15 protein-coding genes are annotated in these 21,281 nt (G+C 74.8%); 6 read left to right on the top strand and 9 right to left on the bottom strand.

From position 1 onward, the window contains the following. Positions 1-3 precede the first annotated feature (3 nt). Positions 4-1,287: a DUF6350 family protein gene (locus ACFYNO_RS04405; protein WP_388005016.1), complete on the bottom strand. Its 1,284-nt coding sequence runs from the start codon at positions 1,285-1,287 to the stop codon at positions 4-6. Positions 1,288-1,363: 76 nt separating this feature from the next. Between ACFYNO_RS04405 and ACFYNO_RS04400 the strand changes: the two genes are divergently transcribed. Continuing rightward, positions 1,364-2,140: a sigma factor-like helix-turn-helix DNA-binding protein gene (locus ACFYNO_RS04400; RefSeq protein ID WP_388005013.1), complete on the top strand. Its 777-nt coding sequence runs from the start codon at positions 1,364-1,366 to the stop codon at positions 2,138-2,140. Positions 2,141-2,267: 127 nt separating this feature from the next. Beyond that, on the top strand, positions 2,268-3,530 hold the full coding sequence (locus tag ACFYNO_RS04395; RefSeq protein WP_388005010.1) for a glycosyltransferase family 39 protein: 1,263 nt from the start codon (positions 2,268-2,270) through the stop codon (positions 3,528-3,530). 87 nt (positions 3,531-3,617) lie between these two features. On the opposite strand, the gene sucD is transcribed toward ACFYNO_RS04395, so the two are convergent. The 5 genes from sucD to ACFYNO_RS04370 form a co-directional block, all read right to left on the bottom strand. Then, on the bottom strand, positions 3,618-4,499 hold the full coding sequence (gene sucD / locus ACFYNO_RS04390) for a succinate--CoA ligase subunit alpha (protein WP_388005008.1): 882 nt from the start codon (positions 4,497-4,499) through the stop codon (positions 3,618-3,620). A 16-nt stretch (positions 4,500-4,515) separates the two neighbouring features. Then, positions 4,516-5,691, bottom strand: a complete 1,176-nt coding sequence (gene sucC / locus ACFYNO_RS04385; RefSeq protein WP_388005005.1) for an ADP-forming succinate--CoA ligase subunit beta — start codon at positions 5,689-5,691, stop codon at positions 4,516-4,518. A 270-nt stretch (positions 5,692-5,961) separates the two neighbouring features. Beyond that, positions 5,962-7,128 carry a VWA domain-containing protein gene (locus ACFYNO_RS04380; RefSeq protein ID WP_388005002.1) on the bottom strand — a complete coding sequence of 389 codons (1,167 nt, stop codon included), beginning with the start codon at positions 7,126-7,128 and terminating at the stop codon, positions 5,962-5,964. 28 nt (positions 7,129-7,156) lie between these two features. Further along, on the bottom strand, positions 7,157-9,736 hold the full coding sequence (locus ACFYNO_RS04375) for a DUF5682 family protein (RefSeq protein WP_388004999.1): 2,580 nt from the start codon (positions 9,734-9,736) through the stop codon (positions 7,157-7,159). A 39-nt stretch (positions 9,737-9,775) separates the two neighbouring features. Then, positions 9,776-10,876: an AAA family ATPase gene (locus tag ACFYNO_RS04370; RefSeq protein ID WP_388004996.1), complete on the bottom strand. Its 1,101-nt coding sequence runs from the start codon at positions 10,874-10,876 to the stop codon at positions 9,776-9,778. A 201-nt stretch (positions 10,877-11,077) separates the two neighbouring features. Between ACFYNO_RS04370 and ACFYNO_RS04365 the strand changes: the two genes are divergently transcribed. The 3 genes from ACFYNO_RS04365 to ACFYNO_RS04355 are packed head-to-tail and all read left to right on the top strand — an operon-like array spanning position 11,078 to position 14,182. Continuing rightward, positions 11,078-11,644, top strand: coding sequence for a Uma2 family endonuclease (locus ACFYNO_RS04365; protein ID WP_388004993.1), 567 nt, complete (start codon positions 11,078-11,080; stop codon positions 11,642-11,644). A gap of 34 nt (positions 11,645-11,678) precedes the next feature. After that, the gene (locus tag ACFYNO_RS04360) at positions 11,679-12,635 is read left to right on the top strand and encodes an SWIM zinc finger family protein (protein ID WP_388004990.1); all 957 of its coding nucleotides are present in this window, start codon (positions 11,679-11,681) and stop codon (positions 12,633-12,635) included. Then, a complete protein-coding gene (locus ACFYNO_RS04355; RefSeq protein WP_388004987.1) occupies positions 12,632-14,182 on the top strand; it encodes a DUF5691 domain-containing protein in 1,551 nt (516 codons plus the stop codon). The genes ACFYNO_RS04360 and ACFYNO_RS04355 overlap by 4 nt, the downstream gene beginning before the upstream one ends. A 7-nt stretch (positions 14,183-14,189) precedes the next feature. On the opposite strand, the gene ACFYNO_RS04350 is transcribed toward ACFYNO_RS04355, so the two are convergent. The 3 genes from ACFYNO_RS04350 to ACFYNO_RS04340 form a co-directional block, all read right to left on the bottom strand. After that, a complete protein-coding gene (locus tag ACFYNO_RS04350; RefSeq protein ID WP_388004984.1) occupies positions 14,190-14,597 on the bottom strand; it encodes a cobalamin B12-binding domain-containing protein in 408 nt (135 codons plus the stop codon). Between the two features lie 160 nt (positions 14,598-14,757). Further along, complete coding sequence (gene pcrA / locus ACFYNO_RS04345; protein WP_388004981.1) at positions 14,758-17,346, bottom strand: DNA helicase PcrA; 2,589 nt, start codon at positions 17,344-17,346, stop codon at positions 14,758-14,760. 102 nt (positions 17,347-17,448) lie between these two features. After that, complete coding sequence (locus tag ACFYNO_RS04340) at positions 17,449-18,417, bottom strand: glycosyltransferase family 2 protein (protein WP_388004978.1); 969 nt, start codon at positions 18,415-18,417, stop codon at positions 17,449-17,451. A 421-nt stretch (positions 18,418-18,838) separates the two neighbouring features. Here ACFYNO_RS04340 and ACFYNO_RS04335 point away from each other — a divergent pair, with 421 nt between their 5' ends. Then, positions 18,839-21,274, top strand: a complete 2,436-nt coding sequence (locus ACFYNO_RS04335; protein WP_388004975.1) for a hypothetical protein — start codon at positions 18,839-18,841, stop codon at positions 21,272-21,274. Positions 21,275-21,281 lie beyond the last annotated feature (7 nt).

The raw sequence follows: 21,281 nt of genomic DNA, 5'->3' as shown, positions 1-21,281 counted from the left end.
CGGTCACCGCTCCGCCGGTTCCTGCTCCACCGGCGGCCCCGGGTCCGGCCGCCGGCCGCGCAGCAGGTACCAGCGCAGGCCCAGCGCCACCGGCAGCGCCGCCAGCAGGAACCAGCCGCCCGCCACCGGCCCGCAGAGCAGCACCGGGCCGAGCCGGGCCATCCGGCCCTGGCCCAGCGCCCCGCCCGCCAGCCAGGCCCCGGCCGTCACCGCCGCCGCCACCGCGCCCGCCACGGCCGCCGCGGTGCGGGCCGTCGCGGCGGCGCTCCACGGCTCCGCCTCCGGCGGCCCGGCCGCCGCGTGGCCGAGCAGCACCGCCACCAGCACCGCCGCCAGCAGCGGCACCGCCAGCACCGCGAACTGCCAGCCGGTTCCGGAGCCCGGCACCAGCGCCAGCAGCGGGAAGTCCGGCAGCGCGCCCAGCTGGGCCCGGCCCGGCGCGACCAGCGTGCCGGTGCCCAGCCGGAAGCCCGGACCGAGGGCGTAGCCGACCGACCAGAGCACCGCGTTGGGCAGCACCAGCAGACAGCAGAGCAGCAGCTCCAGCTCGCCCGCCCAGCTGCCGCCGGCCACCTGCCGCACCGCCGCCTCGGTGGCATCGCCGCGCAGCACGGCGTCGGCGCCGACCAGCAGCGCCCCGCCGGCCACCAACACCAGCAGCCCGGCCCCGGTGGCCGGACCGAGCACACCGGGCGGCAGCGGCGGGCGCTGCCACCAGCGGGGCGCGTCCACGGCCAGGCCGAGCCGGGCGACCAGCCGGCGGCGGGCCGGCGGCCACCAGCGCGGGCCGGTGCGGGCGCCGAGCGCCGCCCCGGCCCAGCCGAGCACGGCCACCGCCAGCAGGTCCGGCAGCGGCTGCGAGCGCAGCACCCCGGCACCCCGGCAGCCGAGCGCGACCGGGAGCGCGACCGCCAGGTAGCCCGCGCAGAGCGCCCCGCAGGGGGCGCCCGCCCGCCCGGGCGCCCCCGGCACGGCGGTGCGGGCGCCGGCCCGGGCCAGCAGCAGCACGCAGAGCGCGGTGAGGGCCAGCGGGGTGACGGTGAGCGGCGCGCCGCCCGGGGCGCGGACCAGCGGGCCGCCGTGGGCCAGCAGCCAGAGCGCCCCGGCCAGCCGGGCGGCGTCGGCCGGGGTGTCGCCCGGCGGGGCCGAGAACAGCCAGCAGACCAGCACCGGCACACCGGTGCAGGCGAGTCCGAGCAGGGCCGCGCCGGCCCCGGCGAGGGCCGGCGCGGTGGCCGGCGCGCCGACGGGGCGCGCGAACGGACGGCCCGTCAGGTGGTGGGTCATGGAGCACATGGTCCAGCGTCACCCGTCCTGCCCTGTGCAGGAGCGAGACGGCCGCCGTGTCTCTGATGATCTGACTATGCGCCAGGAGAGCGGTCCCGCAGCCGTCACCCTCAGCACCGCCTTCGACGCGGTCCACGCCGCCTGCGCACCCGAGCTGCGGCAACAGCTCTACCTGCTGACCGGCAGCCGCCGCCGGGCCGACCGGGCGGTGCGCCGGGCGTTCGGCGCGGCCTGGCCGCGCTGGCGGGCGCTGACCGGGGCGGGCGACGACCCGGCGGCCTGGCTGCGGGCCCGGGCCTGCGAGCACGCGCTGGCCCCGTGGCGGCCGCGCCGGCCCCGGCTGACGCTGCGCCGGACCGTCCCGGTGCCCGGCCCGGAGGACCCGGCCGGCCGCGACCGGGCGCTGCTGGCCGCGCTGGCCCGGCTCTCCGGCCCGCGCCGCCGCGCGGTGCTGCTGCACGACGCGCTCGGTCTGACCCCGGCCGAGATCGCCGCCGAGGTGGAGTCCAGCACCGCCGCCGCCACCGCCCGGGTCGCCGCCGGCCGGGCCGAGCTGGCCCGGCTGGTGCCCGCCCTGGTCGGCGCCGACCCGGCCGCGCCGGAGTTCGGCGAGCGCCTGGGCGGCCTGCTCTACCGCGCCGCCGAGCGGGCCTGCCCGGCCGGCCGGCCGACCGCCGCCACCCGCCGGCTGCGGGCCGGCGGGCTGCTGCGCACCGCGGCGGGCCCGGCCGCCTGCGCCCTGCTGGTGCTGGCCGCCGCCGGGGCGATCGGCGGCGAGCTGACCGGCCATCCGCTGGTCCCGCTGCCGCCCTGCACCACCGGCTGCGGGGAGCAGTCCGCCCCGGGCCACTGACGGTTCGTTCGGGAGGGAATCGGTTCCGAGCGGCCCTGCCCCGGCTGGAAGGCGTGCCATAGACTCCGGGCTACCCTGCCCCGAGTTCCACCCACCCGCTGCCGCCCCCACCCGTGGAGCCCAGAACTTGAGTGCGATATCCAGCCCCGCCCAGCCGGACCGGGCGGGGGACTCCGACCAGCCCGAGGACGGATCGGCGACCGCCCGCGGCTGGGCCGCGGTGCGGGCCACGGCGGCCAGGCTCGCCGCCCCGGTCGCCGTCTTCACCGCCGCCAAGGCCAGCGGCTTCGCCGTCTTCATGGCCCTGCTCTCGTCCAGCGGCTCCTACCTGACGAAGGACCTCGCGCTCGGCGGTGGCAAGCACACCTGGGACGTGCTGGGCAGCTGGGACGGCAAGTGGTACCAGCGGATCGCCGTGCAGGGCTACCACCCCGAGTCGATCGCCGCGGTCGGCGGCGTGCAGCACCTGCACCAGAACTCGGTGGCCTTCTTCCCGCTCTACCCGGCGCTGATGCGGCTGGTCTCGCAGGTCACCGGGATCGGCGCGTACGGCGCCGGCATGGTGGTCGCGATCCTCAGCTCGGTGGCCGCCGCCATCGGCATCTACCTGATCGCCGACGAGCTGGCCGGCCCCCGGGCCGGGGTGATCGCGGCGGCGCTCTGGGCCGTGGTGCCCGGCTCGGGCGTGGAATGGGCGGTCTACTCCGACTCGCTCTTCGTCGCGCTGGCCGCCTTCGCCTGCTACTGCGTGATGACCCGGCGCTGGCTGCACGCCGGCGCGCTGACCTGCGTGGCCGGCCTCAACCGCCCCACCGCCGCCGCGCTGGTCGGCGCCGTGGTGGTGGCCGGCGCGATCGCGCTGGCCCGCCGGCGGGACGGCTGGCGCCCGCTGGCCGCGATCCTGCTCGCACCCTGGGGCCTGGTCGGCTACCTGGGCTGGGTCGGCTACCGGATGGGTCAGCTGGACGCCTACACGGTGCTGGAGCGCACCCAGTGGAGCCACTACTTCGACGGCGGCACCTTCACCCTGCAGACCACGCTGACCCTGATGTACGGCCGCCACCTCGCCTGGGCCGACTTCCAGGTGCCGAACATGATCTCGGTCTTCCTGCTGCTCTCGCTGCCGGTCCTGGTGGTGCTGATGCTCCGGCTGCGGCTGCCCGCGGTGCTCAACGCCTACGCGCTGCTGACCATCCTGCTGGTGCTGCCGAACGTCCAGCTCTACTGCAACCTGTCGCGCTACCTGCTGCCGGCCTTCCCGCTCTTCCTGCCGCTGGCCTTCGCGCTGCGCCGGGTGAAGACGCCGGGCCTGGCCGCCACCCTGGCCTTCGCCGCGGCGGCCTCCGGCTGGTTCGCGGGGTTCGCGCTCTTCGAGCTGGGCGTGCCGTAGACCGGCCCGACAAGCCCGGGCCCGACAAAGCGCTCCGCCCCTGGAACCGGCCGGTTCCAGGGGCGGAGTGCTTCAGCGGACGGCGGGTCAGCCGATCAGCTCGCGCGCCAGGCGGGCGGTCTCGGACGGGGTCTTGCCGACCTTGACGCCCGCGGCCTCCAGGGCCTCCTTCTTGGCGGCCGCGGTGCCCGAGGAGCCGGAGACGATGGCGCCGGCGTGGCCCATGGTCTTGCCCTCGGGGGCGGTGAAGCCCGCGACGTAGCCGACGACCGGCTTGGTCACGTTCTCCTTGATGAAGGCCGCGGCCCGCTCCTCGGCGTCGCCACCGATCTCACCGATCATCACGATCAGCTCGGTCTCCGGGTCGGCCTCGAAGGCCGCCAGGGCGTCGATGTGGGTGGTGCCGATGACCGGGTCGCCACCGATGCCGACGGCGGACGAGAAGCCGATGTCGCGCAGCTCGTACATCAGCTGGTAGGTCAGCGTGCCGGACTTGGAGACCAGGCCGATCTTGCCGGCCTTGGTGATGTCGGCCGGGATGATGCCGGCGTTCGACTTGCCGGGGCTGATCAGGCCGGGGCAGTTCGGGCCGATGATCCGGGTCTTGTTGCCCTTGGCGCCGGCGTAGGCCCAGAACGAGGCCGAGTCGTGCACCGGGACGCCCTCGGTGATGACGACCGCGAGCGGGATCTCGGCGTCGATCGCCTCGACCACGGCGCTCTTGGTGAACGCCGGCGGCACGAAGATGACGGTGACGTCGGCGCCGGTCTCCTTGATGGCCTCGGCGACGGTGCCGAAGACCGGGACCTCGGTGCCGTCGACGTCGACGGTGGTGCCGGCCTTGCGCGGGTTCACACCGCCGACGATCTTGGTGCCGGAGGCGAGCATGCGGCGGGTGTGCTTCATGCCCTCGGAGCCGGTCATGCCCTGGACGATGACCTTGCTGTCCTCGGTAAGGAAGATAGCCATGATTGAGTCCCCTTCCTTACTTCGCGTTGGCCAGCTCGGCGGCGCGCTCGGCGGCGCCGTCCATGGTGTCCACCTGCTCGACCAGCGGGTGGTTCGCGTCGGTCAGGATCTGACGACCCAGCTCCGCGTTGTTGCCGTCCAGACGGACGACCAGCGGCTTGGTGACCGCCTCGCCCTTGCTCTCCAGGAGCGCCAGGGCCTGCACGATGCCGTTGGCCACCGCGTCGCAGGCGGTGATGCCGCCGAAGACGTTGACGAAGACCGACTTGACGTCGGTGTCGCCCAGGATGATCTCCAGGCCGTTCGCCATCACCTCGGCGGAGGCGCCGCCGCCGATGTCGAGGAAGTTGGCGGGCTTGACGCCACCGTGGTTCTCACCGGCGTAGGCGACGACGTCCAGGGTGCTCATCACGAGACCCGCGCCGTTGCCGATGATGCCGACCTCGCCCTCGAGCTTCACGTAGTTGAGGTTCTTGGCCTTGGCGGCGGCCTCCAGCGGGTTGGCCGCGGCGTGGTCGACCAGCGCCTCGTGCTCCGGCTGGCGGAAGTCGGCGTTCTCGTCCAGCGAGACCTTGCCGTCGAGCGCGATGATCTTGCCGTCACCGGTCTTGACCAGCGGGTTGACCTCGACGAGGAGGGCGTCCTCCTTGATGAAGACGGTCCACAGCTTCTGCAGGACCTCGACCACCTGGTCCGCGATCTCGGCCGGGAACTTCGCGGCCTCCACGATCTCGCGGGCCTTGGCCTCGGTGCAGCCCTCGTTGGCGTCGACGGCGATCTTCGCCAGCGCGTCGGGGTTCTCCTCGGCGACGACCTCGATCTCGACACCGCCCTCCTTGCTGGCCATGGCCAGGAAGGTGCGGTTCGCGCGGTCCAGCAGGAAGGAGACGTAGTACTCCTCCTTGATGTCCGCGGTCTCGGCCAGCATCACCTTGTGGACGGTGTGACCCTTGATGTCCATGCCGAGAATCGCCCCGGCCTTGGCGACGGCGTCCGCCGGGTCTGCGGCGAGCTTGACGCCACCGGCCTTGCCTCGGCCACCGACCTTCACCTGAGCCTTGACGACGGCGCGCCCGCCGAAGCGCTCTGCGATCGCGGCAGCAGCCTCGGGGGTCTCGATGACCTCGCCGTCCAGCACGGGCACGCCGTGCTTGGCGAAGAGGTCCCTCGCCTGGTACTCGAACAGGTCCACGTGTGTTCGTCCTTGTTCGTGGTCGCGGATTGTGTCTCTACGAGCGTGCCACGGCAGGATGTTCGCTGCGGGTCGTCGAGGCTGCGCGGGTACGCAGAGATACGGCCTTGCGGCCCGCACAGCCACGGGCGCACACGTCAATCAACACGCGCGTCACACGTCCGCATGGCAGGTTATCCCCGCAGGACGGGACTGTTTCGCCCGGGACCGGTCCGGTCGTGGTGAGAACCGTCACAACGGGTGGTACGCGGCGTGTCGACGGCCTGCCGTTCACCCGGTCGCCGGTGTCGGCGGCAGCGGCGGCAGCGGCGGTTCGCGCCGTTCCAGCACCGCGGCCATCAGCTCCGGGAAGGCGTCCGGCGGGCAGGCGAAGGCCGGCACGCCGAGCGCGGCCAGCGCGGCGGCGGCCGCCTGGTCGTGGGCCGGCACGCCGTCGTCGGCCAGTGCCAGCAGCACCACCACCTGCACCCCGGCGGCGGTCAGCGCCGCGGTGCGGCGCAGCAGCGCGTCCCGCGGGCCGCCGTCGAAGAGGTCGCTGACCAGCACCAGCACGGTGTCCGCCGGCCGGGTGATCCGCTGCTCGCAGTAGGCCAGCGCCCGGCCGATGTCGGTGCCGCCCCCGAGCTGGGCGGCGAACAGCAGCTCCACCGGGTCGGCCAGCTGCTCCGTCAGGTCGGCCACGGCGGTGTCGAAGACCACCAGCCGGGTGGCGAGCGCGGGCAGGCCGGCCAGCACCGCGCCGAAGAGCGCGGCGTGCACCAGCGAGGCCGCCATCGAGCCGGACTGGTCCACGCACAGCACCACCTCCCGCCGCACCGCCCCACGGGCCCGGGCGCGCCCCACCAGGCGCTCGGGGACGATGGCGCGCCGCTCGGGAATCCAGTGCTTCAGGTTCACCCGAACGGTGCGGTCCCAGTCGATGTCACCCGGCCGGGGCCGCTCGGTCCGCGCCCCGCGGTCCAGCGCCCCGCCCAGCACCGACCTGGTCCGCTCCGCCAGCCGCCCGGACAGCTCCTCCAGCACGGCGGCCACCACCTGGCGGGCGCTCTCCCGGGTGGTCTCCGGCAGCGCGTGCTTCAGCGCGAGCAGGGTCGCCACCAGCCGCACGTCCGGCTGCACGGCCGCCAGCACCTCGGGCTCCAGCAGCAGCCGCTCCAGCCCGAGCCGGCCGATCGCGTCCTGCTGCATCAGCTGCACCGCCCCCGGCGGGAAGTGCGCCCGGATGTCCCCCAGCCACCGCGCCACCCGCGGCGCGCTGCCGCCCAGCCCCGCGCTGCGGGAGCCCTCGCCGCCGGGCGCGCCGTAGACGGCGGCCAGGGCGCGGTCCAGCTCGGCGTCGCGACCGCCGGGCACCCACCCGGTGCGGTCGCCCTCGCCGCCGAGCACCAGCCGCCAGCGTCGCAGCCGCTCGTCGGCGTGGGGGGCGGGGGTGGTCATGGGGCTCCTCGGGGGTGCGGACGGGCCGTCAGGCAGCGCTGCGGCGGTCGGTCTGGCGCGGGATGCGCGGGCGCGGCGGCGGCGCGGGGGCCGGCCGGCCGAGCAGGCGCAGCACGGTCGGGACGGCGGCGTCGGCCCGCGCGCGGTCCAGCGGGCGCGGGGGCAGCGCGGCGGGGGTCGCCGGGCCCTCGGCGATCCGGTCGCCGATGCCCTGGCGCACGCCGGGCTCCAGCTCCGCGAAGGCGCGGCGGAGCAGCGGCAGCAGGTCGGTGAACTCCTGCTCGGGCAGGCCGGTCAGCCACTCGTCGAGCAGCGCGAGCAGCCGCGGGTCGTGCAGCAGCAGGGCACCGCCGCCCGCGAGGAAGCCGGTGACCCAGCCGGCGGCGTCCGCGGGCGCGGCGGCCCGGGAGAGCGCCACCCGCAAGCGCAGCCCGGTGTCGGCCGCCCCGATCCGCCCGTCGTCCAGCAGCAGCCGCACCGCCCGCCCCCGCACCTCCCCGGGCACCCCGTCCCCGCGCGCCAGCGCGTCGAGCGCCACGGCCCACCGCTCGGCGATCCCGGGGGCGGTGGTGCGAGGCACTGACCCGTCGGCCGGGCTGTCGGCACCGGAAAGCCCGTCATCACGCACCACCGCAGCCGGCCCCGGCACCACGGAGCCCGGGCCCTCAGTCCCTGACGGCGCGTCAGCACCCCGCACCGCACGCAACCCCGCCGCCGGGTCGGGCCCACCCTCCGCAGCCGCCACCACCTCGCGCGGGACACCGGCACCCGACACCCCGTGATCCACCGCACCGATGCGCCGCGCTGCCTCGCTCTCCCCCTCCCCCATCCGCGCCAGCAGCCCGATCGCCGTGTGCGCCGCGTCCAGCCGCGCGCGCATCGGCGGGGCCTGCTCCGGCGAGAGGCCCGTGCAGGCGGCCGGCAGGCCGAGGCGGAGGCGGTCGGCGAGGGTGTGGGCCACCCCGGCGAGGGCGGTGCGGTCGGTACCCCGGACGTCGCCGTAGCGCAGGGCGCGGACCAGGGCCGGCAGGGCGTCCGCGAGGTGGGCCGCGTCGGTGTCCAGCGCCGCCCGGTCTCCCAGCGCCCGCAGCACCGCCGGCAGCGCGCCCGTCAGATCGGCCGCCAGGCACTGCTCGGCGAGCGCCGTCAGCTCGGCCAGCTGCGGGGCCTGCGCCGCGAGCGCGGCGGCCCGCGCCGTGGCGGCCCCCTCCACGGTGGTCCCCCACGGCGCGGCCGCGACCACCCGGACCGCGAAGTCCGGTTCCCAGCGCAGCTGCCAGCGCTCCCGGAAGGTGCCGGTCCCGGCCCGCCCGGCGGGCTGCCCCCACGCCACGCCGAGCAGCCGCAGCCGGTGCAGCAGCCGGGAGCGCCCGGCGTCCAGCTCGCGCCGCAGGTCCAGGTCGAGCTCGCGCTGCTCCGCCCGCGGGGCGAGCCGCAGCCGGCGCTGCAGCCGGTCGAGGTCGCGCTGCAGCGGCACGGCGGGCGCCGCGGCCGGCACCCGGCCGACCGCGTCGCCCACCACCAGCCGCTCCCGCACCAGCGCCAGCGCGACCTCGGAGCCCTCGCAGTAGACGCCGCGCACCGCGTCCAGCGTCTCGGCCAGGCCGGGGACCGGCCGCCCGCGCAGGGCGGCCAGGGCCTCGGCGGTGCGCACGGCCTCGATCACCAGGGCCGGCGGCACCGGGTGGTCGGCGGCCCGGAGCAGCCCCGCGGCGCGGGCCAGCCAGCCCGGCACCGCCTCCCCGGGGGCGCTGTCGAAGAGGTGCCGGTACCAGGCGGGGGACTCGACGCCCGCGCCGTAGCCGGAGCGCTGGGCGAGCCGCGGTTCGGTCCAGGGCACCCAGGCGGCGGCCGTGCGGACCTTCCTGGGCAGCCCGGCCAGCAGCTCCCGGTCGACGCGGGCGGCGCCCGGCGCGTCCACCGCGGCGAGCGCGGGGACGTGCCAGGCGCCGCAGACCACGGCGATCCGCCGGTGCCCGGCCCGCCGGGCGGCGCGCAGCTGCCGGCGCATGTGCGCCTCGCGCAGCCGCTCGCGCCGCCCGGCGGGCCGCCCGGGGGCGACCCCGGGCGAACCCGGGGTGCCCACCGGATCGTCCCGGCGCACCGCCGCCACCGCCTCGCCGACGGCGGCGAAGGTGGCGAGCGGGTCCGCCTCCGGGACCCGGTGCTCGACCACGTCCTCCCACCAGGCCTCCGAGTCGGCCCGGCCGGCGGCCGCCGCGAGCACGGCGATCGGGTCGGCCGGCTCCCCCGCCGGCTCACCGTCCACCGCATCCTCGGCGTCCAGCGCGAACCCCGCGCCGGCCGGCAGGTCGATGAACCGGACCGGCACCCCGGCGGCCAGCCCGTGCCGGATCGCCACCCACTCCGGCGAGAAGGCGGCGAACGGCCAGAACGCCGCCCGCGCCGGGTCGTCCGCCGCGTGCACCAGCAGGGCCACCGGCGGGACCATCTCCGCCGAACCCGCCAGCGCGACGAGCGGGTCGCCCTCCGGCGGTCCCTCGACCAGGACCGCGTCCGGCCGCAGGGCGTCGAGCGCCGCGGCCACCGCACGGGCCGAGCCGGGCCCGTGGTGTCGTACTCCTAGCAGGGTCACCTCTCCGGTCATCTTCGTCTTCCTCTCCCCCATGTGTTTCGGTCCCCCGTTTCAGTCCGCGAGTTCGCGGGCCGCCCGATAGAAGTCCTGCCAACCGTCGCGGTCACGCAGCACCCCCTCGAGGTAGTCGCGCCAGACGGACCGGTCGCCCGTCCGGTCGCGGACCACCGCGCCGTGCACCCCGGCCGCCATGTCGGCCGCGCGCAGCACGCCGTCACCGAAGTGCGCGGCGAGCGCGAGTCCGTTGGTCACCACCGAGATCGCCTCGGCGGTCGAGAGGGTGCCGGTCGGGGTCCGGACCTTGGTCCGGCCGTCGGCGGTGAGGCCGTCGCGCAGCTCGCGGAAGACCGTCACCACCCGACGGATCTCCTGCGCGCCGCCCGGCAGCTCAGGCAGTTCCAGTGCGCGGCCGAGTTGCCCCACCCGCCGGCCGACGATCTCGACCTCCTCCTCGAGGGTCGCCGGCAGCGGCAGGACCACCGTGCTGAAACGGCGGCGCAGCGCACTGGAGAGTTCATGGACGCCGCGGTCTCGATCGTTGGCGGTGGCGATCAGGTTGAACCCGCGGACAGCCTGAGTTTCGCCACTCAACTCCGGTATCGGCAACGTCTTTTCCGACAGCACCGTGATCAGGCAGTCCTGGACGTCGGCCGGGATCCGGGTGAGCTCCTCGATCCGCGCGATCTTGCCGTCGGCCATCGCGCGGAGCACCGGCGAGGGCACCAGGGCGGCCCGGCTGGGGCCCTCGGCGAGCAGCTGGGCGTAGTTCCAGCCGTACCGCAGCGCCTCCTCCCCGGTGCCGGCGGTGCCCTGCACCAGCAGCGTGGAGTCGCCGCTGATCGCGGCGGCCAGGTGCTCGGAGACCCAGGTCTTGGCGGTGCCCGGCACGCCCAGCAGCAGCAGCGCCCGGTCGGTGGCCAGGGTGGCCACCGCCATCTCCACGATCCGGCGCGGGCCCACGTACTTGGGGCTCACCACGGTGCCGTCCGGCAGCTCCCCGCCGAGCAGGTAGACCGCCACCGCCCAGGGCGACAGCCGCCAGTTCGGCGGCCGCCGCCGGTCGTCGCAGGCGGCGAGCGCGGCCAGCTCCTCCGCGAAGGCGTCCTCCGCATGGGCTCGCAGAACCGGAGGTCCGGTCATCTCATCACTCATTCGGGGGCTCCTTCTGATCGCCCGCACCGGCACACGGCGGTACCGGGCGGTGGCATGGCAGGGAGCATCGGCGCAGCTGGCAGGCCCGTCGGCGGTATCCGCGAGCGCCTTGCGAGAACTACTCTGCCGCCGCCCACTGACAATCGCCGGGCCCGGCGGGGGCGGTGGCTACCATGAAGATGGACGAGAGAAGGTGCAGCGATGACCTCAACGGTGCCGAGCGACGCGCACGGCCTGGTGCGCCTGCTCGAATCGCTCCCGGAGTTCGATTCCTACCGAATCGAGCTCATCGACGGAAAGCTCGTGATGCTCCCGTCCGCCGCACCGTTCCACAACCTGATCCAGGTCGCAGTCTCGTCCCAACTGCACCAGCGGGGCTGGGCCGCGATGACCGAGCAGGCCCTCTCCTCCTCCCTGCGGTCCTTCGAGCCCAAGCCGGATGTCGTCGCAACCGGCTACGAGCAGGTCGCCGACAATGCCAATCCCCTCCCCGCCGACCGGGTCCTGCTCACCGTCGAGATCGTCTCCACCGACCGCGGCAGCGACTACGCCAAGAAGCGCCTCTGGTACGCCGCCAGCGGCATCCCGCTCTACCTGATCATCGACCCGAACGACGGCCTCTGGGAGCTGCATTCGGGCGCCCGCAGCGGCGCCTACCGGGTCGTCGAGCACGGGGAGTTCGGCGAGCCGGTCGAGCTTCCCGAGCCGTTCTCCTTCCCTCTCAGCACCGCGCAGTTCAAGATCTACCCGCCCCGCCCGCCGTTCTGAGCGCCTGTCAGTCCGGCGATCTAGCGTTCGAAGCATGGACGAACGCGGGAGCAGCGGCAGCGGCGAGCGCGCCCGGCATCGGGCCGCGCGGGTCGCGGCGGGGGCACGGGAGCTGCGGCTGCGGCTGGCCGACGAGGTGCGGCGCGGACTGGCCGATCCGGCCGCCGGGCGCGGCTGGGGCGAGGTCGCGGCCCGGATGGTCGACGCCCAGGCTCCCGGACTCGCCGCCCGTGCACGGGAGTTGCCCGCACTGACCGGCGAGGAGCTGCTGGCCGGCCAGGCCCTGCTGGATCTGCTGGCCGCCGCCTGGGAGCAGGTCGACGGGCTGCCCGGGCCGCTCGCCGCCACCGTCCGCACCCGGATCGGCTACACCGTGACGGCCGCCGAGCTGCTGGCCGGCCCGACGGTGCGCGACCGGTGGCTGGTGCTCGGCAGCGACGAGCGGCCGCAGGAGCGGCTGGTCCACCGCCGCAGCTGGCTGCTCGGCGCCAAAACCGGCCGCACCGCCCTGCTGCTGGACTACGCCCGCCCCGGCCACCCCGCCGCGCCCGTCCTGCCGCTCCACACCACGCTGGAGGCGGAGTTGGCCTTCCACCCGGCGGCCGTCCCGCTGCGCGCCGTGCTCGGCCCCCGGTACGGCGAGCCGGAGCCCGCACCGCCCGGCCCGCCGCCCGGCTGCTCCCTCGCCACCGCCACCGCGCGCTACGGCGAGGCGGTGGCGGCCGACCCGTGGACCGAGAGCCACCCCGTGGTGCTCGCCGGCGCGCTGCCGCTCCCCGGCCCGCACGGCTGGCTGCTGACGGACGGTCAGCACGCCCTCCCGCTGCACCCGCAGACCTCCGCCACCGCCCGCTGGCAGCTCGCCGCGGTCTGCGCCGGGCGCCCGGCCGCCGTCTTCGGCGAGTGCGGCCACCGGGGCTTCGCCCCCGTCACGGTCTGGGACGAGTCCGGCGAGCCGGTCCCGCTGGACCCCCCGGGAGGCCTCCGGTGACCGCCGAGGACGAGCAGCACTGGTCCGAGCTGTACCGCGCCGCCCTGCTGGGCACCGACCGCCACCCGCCCGCACCCGACCCGGCCCGACCCGGCCAGGACCCGGCCACCGCCCTGCTGGAGCAGGCCGCGCTGGCCGCCGTCCGCCGCCGCGCCGGCCTGCTGCCGCTGCCCGCCCCGCCGCACACCGACCCGCCGCCCGCCGCCGATCCGCGCCCGCCGCTGCCGCCGGCCGCCGCCCGCCGGCTGGAGCTGCTGCTGGCCGGCCGGACCGGCGGAGCGGAGCTGCCGCCGAACCTGGCCGAGCTGCTGCCGCAGTGGCTGGCCGCGGCCCGGGACCGCGGCTACCGGCCGCCGCCCGCACTGCTGCCCGCCCTGCTCTCGGCCGGCCGGGCCCGCACCGAGCTGCGCGGCGACCTGGCCGCGCTGGCCGGTCCGCTGGGCCGCTGGCTGGCCGAGCGGAACCCGGACTGGCGCTACCTGCTGCGCTCGGCGGGCCTCGAGCAGCCGGCCGGCGAGGAGTCCGTCTGGCAGCAGGGCCTGTTCGCGGAGCGGGTCACCCACCTGACCAGGCTGCGCCGCCGCGACCCGGCGGCCGCCCTGGCGCTGCTCCGCTCCACCTGGGCGGGCGAGCGGGCCGAGGACCGGCTGCTCTTCCTGGACGCCCTGCAGGAGCGCCTGGGGCCGGCCGACGAGCCGTTCCTGGAGGCCGCGTTGGACGACCGGAGCAAGAACGTCCGGGCCACCGCCGCCGAGTTGCTCTCCGCCCTGCCCGGCTCCGCGCTGGGCGCCCGGATGGCGGTCCGCGCACTGGCCGCGGTGCGGCTGTCGCAGGGGCGCGACCGGCTGCTGGTGGACCCGCCGACGGCCGGCACGGCCGAGCTGCAGCGGGACGGCGTGGCGCCCAGCTCCCCCACCGGGCGCGGCGAACGGGCCTGGCGGCTGGGCGAGATCGTGGCCGCGGCGCCGCTGGCCGGCTGGACCGCGGCCTTCGGCCTGACGCCCGCTCAGCTGCTGGCGCTGCCGGTCTCGGCCGCCGACGGCGGCGCGGGGCCGTGGCGGGAGGAGCTGCAGGAGGCCTGGGCGCGGGCCGCGGTACGGCAGCGGGACGCCGGCTGGGCCCGGGTGCTGCTCGGCCCGCCGCCGCGCGACGGGCGGCCGGTGCACGGCGCCGGCGCGCCCGCCAAGCTGCTGGCCGTGCTGCCGGCGGCCGAGCGGGCCGGCTGGACGGCGGCCTTCCTGCGCGGCCACGGCCTGGGCGACGCCTTCCAACTGCTCGGCGCCTGCGCGGTGCCGTGGACGCCGCCGCTCTCCACCGCCGTGGTGGCCGCACTGGGGCGGGCGGCCGCCTCCGGCGCCTACCCGTGGAGCCACAGCGGGGTGCTCGGGCTGACCGAACGCTCGCTCTCCCCGGCCACCGCGCCGGCCGTGGCCGCGCTGGCGGCCGACGCCTCGCCGGACTCGGCCTGGGGCGAGACCTTCGACCGGCTGGCCCGGACCCTGCGGTTCCGGGCCGCGATGCTGGCCGAGCTGGAGCCCGGGGGCTGAGCCGGCGTCAGCCCGCCTGGCGCAGGTTGGCGGCGACCCAGGCGACCACCTCGGTGGTGGGCGTGCCCGGGGTGAAGATGTCCGCGACGCCCATCGCCTTCAGCTCGGCGATGTCCTCGTCCGGGATGATGCCGCCGCAGAACACCTTGATGTCGGCCGCGTCGCGCTCCTTGAGCAGTTCGATCACCCGGGCGCAGAGCGTCATGTGCGCGCCGGAGAGGATCGACAGGCCGATGCCGTCGGCGTCCTCCTGGATGGCGGTGTCCACCACCTGCTCCGGCGTCTGGTGCAGGCCGGTGTAGATCACCTCCATGCCCGCGTCGCGCAGGGCGCGCGCGATGACCTTGGCGCCCCGGTCATGGCCGTCGAGCCCCGGCTTGGCCACCACGACCCGGATCGGACCGGACACACCCATCACTGCCTCCACGTTAACCAGCGATAACCGACCACCTGAGGGGAGGTTAGCGCCCACCCGGCGGCCGTCACCCGTCCCCGCCCGAAGTGATGAAAAAATCACAGCCCGGAGCCCCTGATCGGGGCCCCGGGCCGTGTTCCGGCCGCGCCTGCTCAGCCGGTCAGAGCTTCTCCACCGGGGCGTAGCGCAGCAGCAGCACCTTGCGGCCGGCCGAGCCGAAGTCGATGGTGGCCTTGGCGTTGTCGCCGCCGCCGGCCACCTCGGCCACCGTGCCGAGGCCGAACTTGTCGTGGCTGACCCGGTCGCCGACCGCCAGGCTGACCACCGGCCGGTCACCCACCCCGGACTTGGCCGACCGGCCCCAGCCGGCCTTCGGCCCGGAGCCGCTGGACAGCCCGCCGGAGGAGCCGCCCGAGCGCGAGCCGGAGAGCGAGAGGCCGCGGCTCGGCGGGGTGGCCGCGGCACCGGTGCGCTTCCACTCGACCAGCTCGGCGGGGATCTCGTCGAGGAACCGGGAGGCCGGGTTGTAGGCGGGCTGGCCCCAGGCGCTGCGCAGCACCGAGCGGGTCAGGTAGAGCCGCTGCTCGGCCCGGGTCAGGCCGACGTAGGCCAGCCGGCGCTCCTCCTCCAGCTCCTTGACCTGGCTGAGCGCCCGCATGTGCGGGAAGATCCCGTCCTCCATGCCGGTCAGGAAGACCACCGGGAACTCCAGGCCCTTGGCGGTGTGCAGGGTCATCATCGTGATGACGCCCTGGCCGTCCTCGTCGTCGGGGATCTGGTCCGAGTCGGCGACCAGCGCGACCCGCTCCAGGAAGTCGGCCAGCGAGCCGACCGGCGGCGCGCCCTCCTCCCCCGCGTCCGGCCTCTCGCCCGGGTCCTGCTCGTACTCCAAGGCGACCGCGGCCAGCTCCTGGAGGTTCTCGATCCGGGTCTCGTCCTGCGGGTCGGTGGAGGCCTGCAGCTCGGCCAGGTAACCGGTCTCCTCCAGCACCGCCTCCAGCACCGCGGCCGGCCCGGCCCCGGACTCCACCACCTGGCGCAGCCCGGCCAGCAGGGTGTTGAACTTCTTCACCGCGTTGGCCGAGCGGGCGGCCATGCCGTACGCCTCGTCCACCCGCACCAGCGCCTGCGCGAAGGAGATCCGCTCCCGGGCCGCCAGGGCCTCGATCATCGCCTCCGCCCGGTCGCCGATGCCGCGCTTGGGCACGTTGAGGATCCGGCGCAGCGGCACGGTGTCCTCCGGGTTGGAGAGCACCCGCAGGTAGGCCAGCACGTCGCGGACCTCCTTGCGCTCGTAGAAGCGCACCCCGCCGACCACCTTGTAGGGCAGGCCGACCCGGATGAACACCTCCTCGAAGACCCGGGACTGCGCGTTGGTGCGGTAGAAGATCGCCACGTCGCCGGGGCGGGCGTCGCCCGCGTCGGTCAGCCGGTCGATCTCGTCGGCGATGAACTGCGCCTCGCCGTGCTCGTCGTCGGCGACGTAGCCGACCACCTTCTCGCCGTGGTCGCCGGCCGTCCAGAGCTTCTTCTCCCGGCGGCTGGTGTTGCGCTCGATCACCGCGTTGGCGGCGGAGAGGATGGTCTGGGTGGAGCGGTAGTTCTGCTCCAGCAGGATGGTGACGGCGTCCGGGTAGTCCTCCTCGAACTGGAGGATGTTGCGGATGGTCGCGCCGCGGAAGGCGTAGATCGACTGGTCGGCGTCGCCGACCACGCAGAGCTCGGCGGGCGGCAGTTCGGCCAGGCCGGCCTGGGCCGGGTTGACGAACTCGCCGTCCACCGTCTTCTTCGGCGCACTGCCCGCGGCGCCGCCGGTCAGCTCCCGGATCAGCATGTACTGGGCGTGGTTGGTGTCCTGGTACTCGTCCACCAGGATGTGCCGGAACCGCCGCCGGTAGTGCTCCGCAGCGTCCGGGAAGGCCTGCAGCAGGTTGACCGCGGTCATGATGATGTCGTCGAAGTCCAGCGCGTTGGCCTCGCGCAGCCGGGCCTGGTAGAGCGCGTAGGCCTCGGCCAGCTTGCGCTCCATCGGGTTGGCCGCCTGGGCCGCGTAGCTCTCGTGGTCGACCAGCTCGTTCTTGAGGTTGGAGACCTTGGCGCTGAACGACTTCGGCGGGTACTGCTTGGGGTCCAGGTCGAGGTCGCGGCAGACCAGCGACATCAGCCGCTGGGCGTCGGCCGAGTCGTAGATCGAGAAGCTGGAGGTGAAGCCGAGCCGCTTGCTCTCCCGGCGCAGGATCCGCACGCAGGCGCTGTGGAAGGTGGAGACCCACATCGACCGGGCCCGCGGCCCGACCAGCTGCTCCACCCGCTCGCGCATCTCGCCGGCGGCCTTGTTGGTGAAGGTGATGGCCAGGATCTCGCCCGGCTGCACCCCGCGGGCGCCCAGCAGGTACGCGATCCGGTGGGTGAGCACCCGGGTCTTGCCGGAGCCGGCGCCGGCCACGATCAGCAGCGGCGATCCGGCGTGCAGCACCGCCTCGCGCTGCGGGTCGTTCATCCCGGCCAGCAGCTGGGCCGGGTCGACCACCGTGCGGTGGGCGCCGTTGCGGTAGTAGGCGTCGCGCTCCGCCTGCGCCGCGTAGTCGGTCCGGAAGAGGTCCGCGGGGAGCTCTTCCTCGTACGCGTCCTCGGCCCCGAAGTACTCCGGGGGCGGCTCCGCCGCCAGTCCGGCGGGCGCGGCATCGGCGGGCTTCGCCTCGAGGGGTTCGAAGCCGGGCAGCGGCAGGTCGTCAAAGAGGCTACTCATGGCCCTTCGAGTCTATGGCCCGCCACCGACAGCCCGGACCGGAACGGCAGCGCGGCCCGGATCCCCAGGGGATCCGGGCCGCGGCCGCGGTGCACGGGTGGTTCAGACGCGGACGTCGAACCGGTCGTCCTGCTCGGCGCCCCGCGGCTGCGGGACCTTCGCCGAGTCGTAGCCGATGAAGAAGGTCGGGCGCTTCTGCACCGCGGTGTAGATCCGGCCGATGTACTCGCCGAGCAGGCCGACGCAGATCAGCTGGATGCCGCCGATGAAGAGCATCGCGACGAAGAGCGAGGTCCAGCCGGGCACGGTGTGGCCGCCCAGGTAGATCCCCAGGGTGGCGGCCATCAGCGCGAAGCAGCCGAAGAAGCTGGCGACGCCCAGCCAGGTCGCGATCCGCAGCGGCGAGGCCGAGAAGTTGGTGATGCTGTCCACCGCGAGGCGGATCATCTTGCTCAGCGGGTACTTGGTCTCACCCGCGACGCGCTCCTCGCGGAAGTAGGTGACCTGGCCGCTCGGGAAGCCCAGCCACGGCACCAGCAGGCGGTAGACCTGCTGCTGGTCCGGCAGCGACTTGAGCGCGTCCACGGCCTCGCGGCTCAGCAGGCGGAAGTCGCCGGCCTGGGACGGGACCCGCTTGCCGACCATGCGGCGCATCAGCCAGTAGTAGAAGCCGGCCGTCCAGCGCTTGAACCCGGTGTCGGTGCTGCGGTCGTTGCGGACGCCGTAGACGATGTCCAGGTTGTCCCGGCGGGCCAGGTCCAGCATCTCCGGGATCTTCTCCGGCGGGTCCTGGAGGTCGGCGTCGATGCTCGCCACGTAGTCGCCGACCGAGCTGTGCAGACCGGCGGTCAGCGCGGCCTGGTGCCCGGAGTTGCGGCGCAGCTTGATGATCCGCAGCTCGGACCAGCCCAGCCGGATCTCCTCGAGCAGGTCGGCGGTGCGGTCGGCACTGCCGTCGTCGACCGCGACGACCTCGTAGGAGACACCGGTGCCGTCGAGCGCCGGACGGAGCCGGGCGACGAGGGCCGGCAGGGCGGCCTCCTCGTTGTACATCGGTATGACGACCGACAAGGTCTTGGTGGCTGTTCCAGCCGGCATTGGGTCCCGTCCGCAGAGTCGAGAGCTCGATGATGCAGATGTGACTGTATTACAAGAGTTGGGTGAGAACGGAGTCCGGGTCTCGCCCCACACTCCCTCATCGCCTCCACCACTCGCCGAGGCACACTGCCGGCAGGCCGGCTTGGAGCCGTAGCTGCCCATACTGCTAGCCTATGGCTCGCGTACGGCATTTTATATGAAGGTTCGATGTGTTTATGCCGGGGCTGCTACGGATGACGGCAGTTCAGCACTGGCCACCGGCGCCGCTCCGCGCGGCACGGATCGGCCCTCCCGACGAGGAGACCGGCGCCCGTCGCATCGTCACGGGCGGGGGGCGTTCGCGCCGACCGGCCGTCAGAGCCCACCGAAGACCTCCTGGGAGAAGAAGAGCCTGATGGGCACGTTTCACGACACCCCCCTGACGGTGGACTCGCCACCGGCCGCGGGCAGACGGTCCGGCCGCCGGGCACATGGCGGAGCCGGCGGCGGCAGCACCGGGGTGCTCGGCACCGCTTGGCGCTTCCTGCCCGCGATCGCCGCGCTGGCCGTGCTGTTCGCGACCCTGGTCGGCTCCGACACCCCGCTCAACGCGATCGCGCGCTACGCGTTCTACGTGGTCTGGGGCGTGCTGCTGCCCGGCACCCTGGTCTACCGCTCGGTCCGCCGGACACCGCACACCCTGGTCGAGGACCTCACCCTCGGCGCGGTCACCGGCCTGGCGCTCGAGCTCGCCGCCTGGGCCGTGTTCATGCCGCTCGGCCTGCACTCGGTCATGACGCTCTGGCCGCTGCTGGTGGTCGTCCCGTTCGCGGCCGTGCCGCGGCTGCGCCGGCACTGGTGGGTGCGCAGCTACACCCGGGTCCCGCTCGGCTGGTCCTGGGCGGTGGCCGGCACCATCGCGCTGACCAGCGGCTACCTCTACAAGGTCTACCTGCAGCGCACGCCGATCCTGCCTCCGGACGACCAGAGCCGGCAGTTCGTCGACCTCTCGTACCAGATGTCGCTGGCCGGCAACGCCAAGCACTCCTTCCCCGTGACGCTGCCCCAGGTCGCGGGGGAGCCGCTGCAGTACCACTGGTTCGCCTTCGTGCACGAGGCGATGACCAGCCTGGTCGGCCACATCGACCTGCCGGTGATCCAGCTGCGGCTGATGATCCCCGCGCTGTGCGCGCTCACCATGCTGGTCGCCGCGGTGGTCGCCTGGCGGCTCTCCGGCCGGGCCTGGGCCGGCCCGATCGCGGGTCTGCTGCTCTTCACCATCGGGGAGTTCAACGGCGGGCACGGCGAGACCCCGTTCGGTTCGCCGCAGGTCACCCTGATGTCCTGGGCCAGCGTCTCGATGACCTACAGCCAGCCGCTCCTGCTGGCGCTGATCGGCGTGGTCGGCGACGGGCTGCGCAGGCCCGACACCGAGGGCGGCCGGGGGGCCGTGCCCGGCCTGGGCCGCCGCGGCTTCTACGTGCTGGCCGTGCTCTTCGCCTTCGCCTCAAGCGCGGCCAAGGCCACCTCGCTGCCGGTCACCCTGGCCGCACTGGCGCTGACCGGGCTGGTCGGCCTCCTCACCACCCGCCGGATCCCGTGGACCGTGGTCTGGCTGGGCGCCATCGTGGCCACCGCGCAGCTTTTCTCCACCGCGGTGATCTTCGCCTTCAAGAGCTACGGCCTGTCCGTCGAGCCCTTCTCCAACCTGCAGTCCAACTGGGCCGACCCGCAGCAGGTGCGCAGCTCCACCAGCCAGCTGGTGGTGGTGGCGCTGGTCTGGTTCGCCTTCCTGATCAACACCCAGCTCCGGATGGCGGGCGCGCTGCCGCTGCTCTGGCGCAGCCGGCTGAAGCTGGACCCGGTGCTCTGGTTCCTGCTCGGCGGCACGGTGGCCGGCCCGGCCGTCTTCGTGCTGCTGAACGGCTGGAACGCGGGCTACTTCACCCACGCGGGCCTGGCCTTCGGCGTGCTGCTCTCCGCCTGGGGCTACTGCGAGGCGTTCGAGCGGGCCGCCCTCTCCACCGCGGGCCGCACCGCGCTGGCCGCCTTCGCCGCCGCCTACACCGGTGTGATGATCTGGCTCGTCTACAACCACGACGCCGACTGGCAGAAGTGGGCCACCGACACCGTCAAGGGCTGGCACCCGTCCCGGACCGGCTTCCTGCGGGCCTTCCTGACCAGTCCCGACGGGCACAACGGCTCGGCCGCCGGCCTGTGGCCGATCGTCTCGGCCGGTCTGGCACTCTGCGCGATCGCCGCCGCCTGCGCCGTGCTCTGGTGGCTGATTGGCCGCATGGTCAAGCCGATGCGCCGTCGCGGCGGCATCGTGCTGCTCACCGCCGCGCTGCTGGCGGGCGTGCCCACCCTGGTACTCGACCTGCCGAAGCCGGTCTGGGACCCGACCGTGTGGGGTTCCTTCCCGCTCCCGGCCGGCAAGATCGACGCGGCCCGCTGGCTGCGCGCGCACAGCGACCCGACCGACGTCGTGGCGACCAACGAGCACTGCTGGTCCGCGGACGACTTCAAGGACCCGAAGGCGCCCTGCAACGACTACCGCGACTTCACCCTGAGCGCCTACTCCGAGCGCTCGGTCCTGGTCGAGGGCTGGGCCTTCGCCCCCCGGGTGATGGCGGGCACCGACCCCGGCTTCTGGGACCAGGCCCTGCTCAAGCAGAACGACGCCGCGGTCTACCAGCCGACCGCCGCGCTGCTGGGCGAGCTGCAGGACCAGCACCACGTGCGGTTCCTGTTCGTGAACCGCAAGGTCGGCCCCGAGTCCGCCGAACTCGCCTCGCTCGCCGACAAGGTCTACGACAACGGCCGGATCGCCATCTACCGGCTGCGCTGACCGGGCC

This window comes from Kitasatospora sp. NPDC006697 (assembly GCF_042869935.1).
Lineage (GTDB): Bacteria > Actinomycetota > Actinomycetes > Streptomycetales > Streptomycetaceae > Kitasatospora.
The sequence above is the reverse complement of the archived record's forward strand: the minus strand, read 5'-3'. Positions and strand labels throughout refer to the sequence as shown.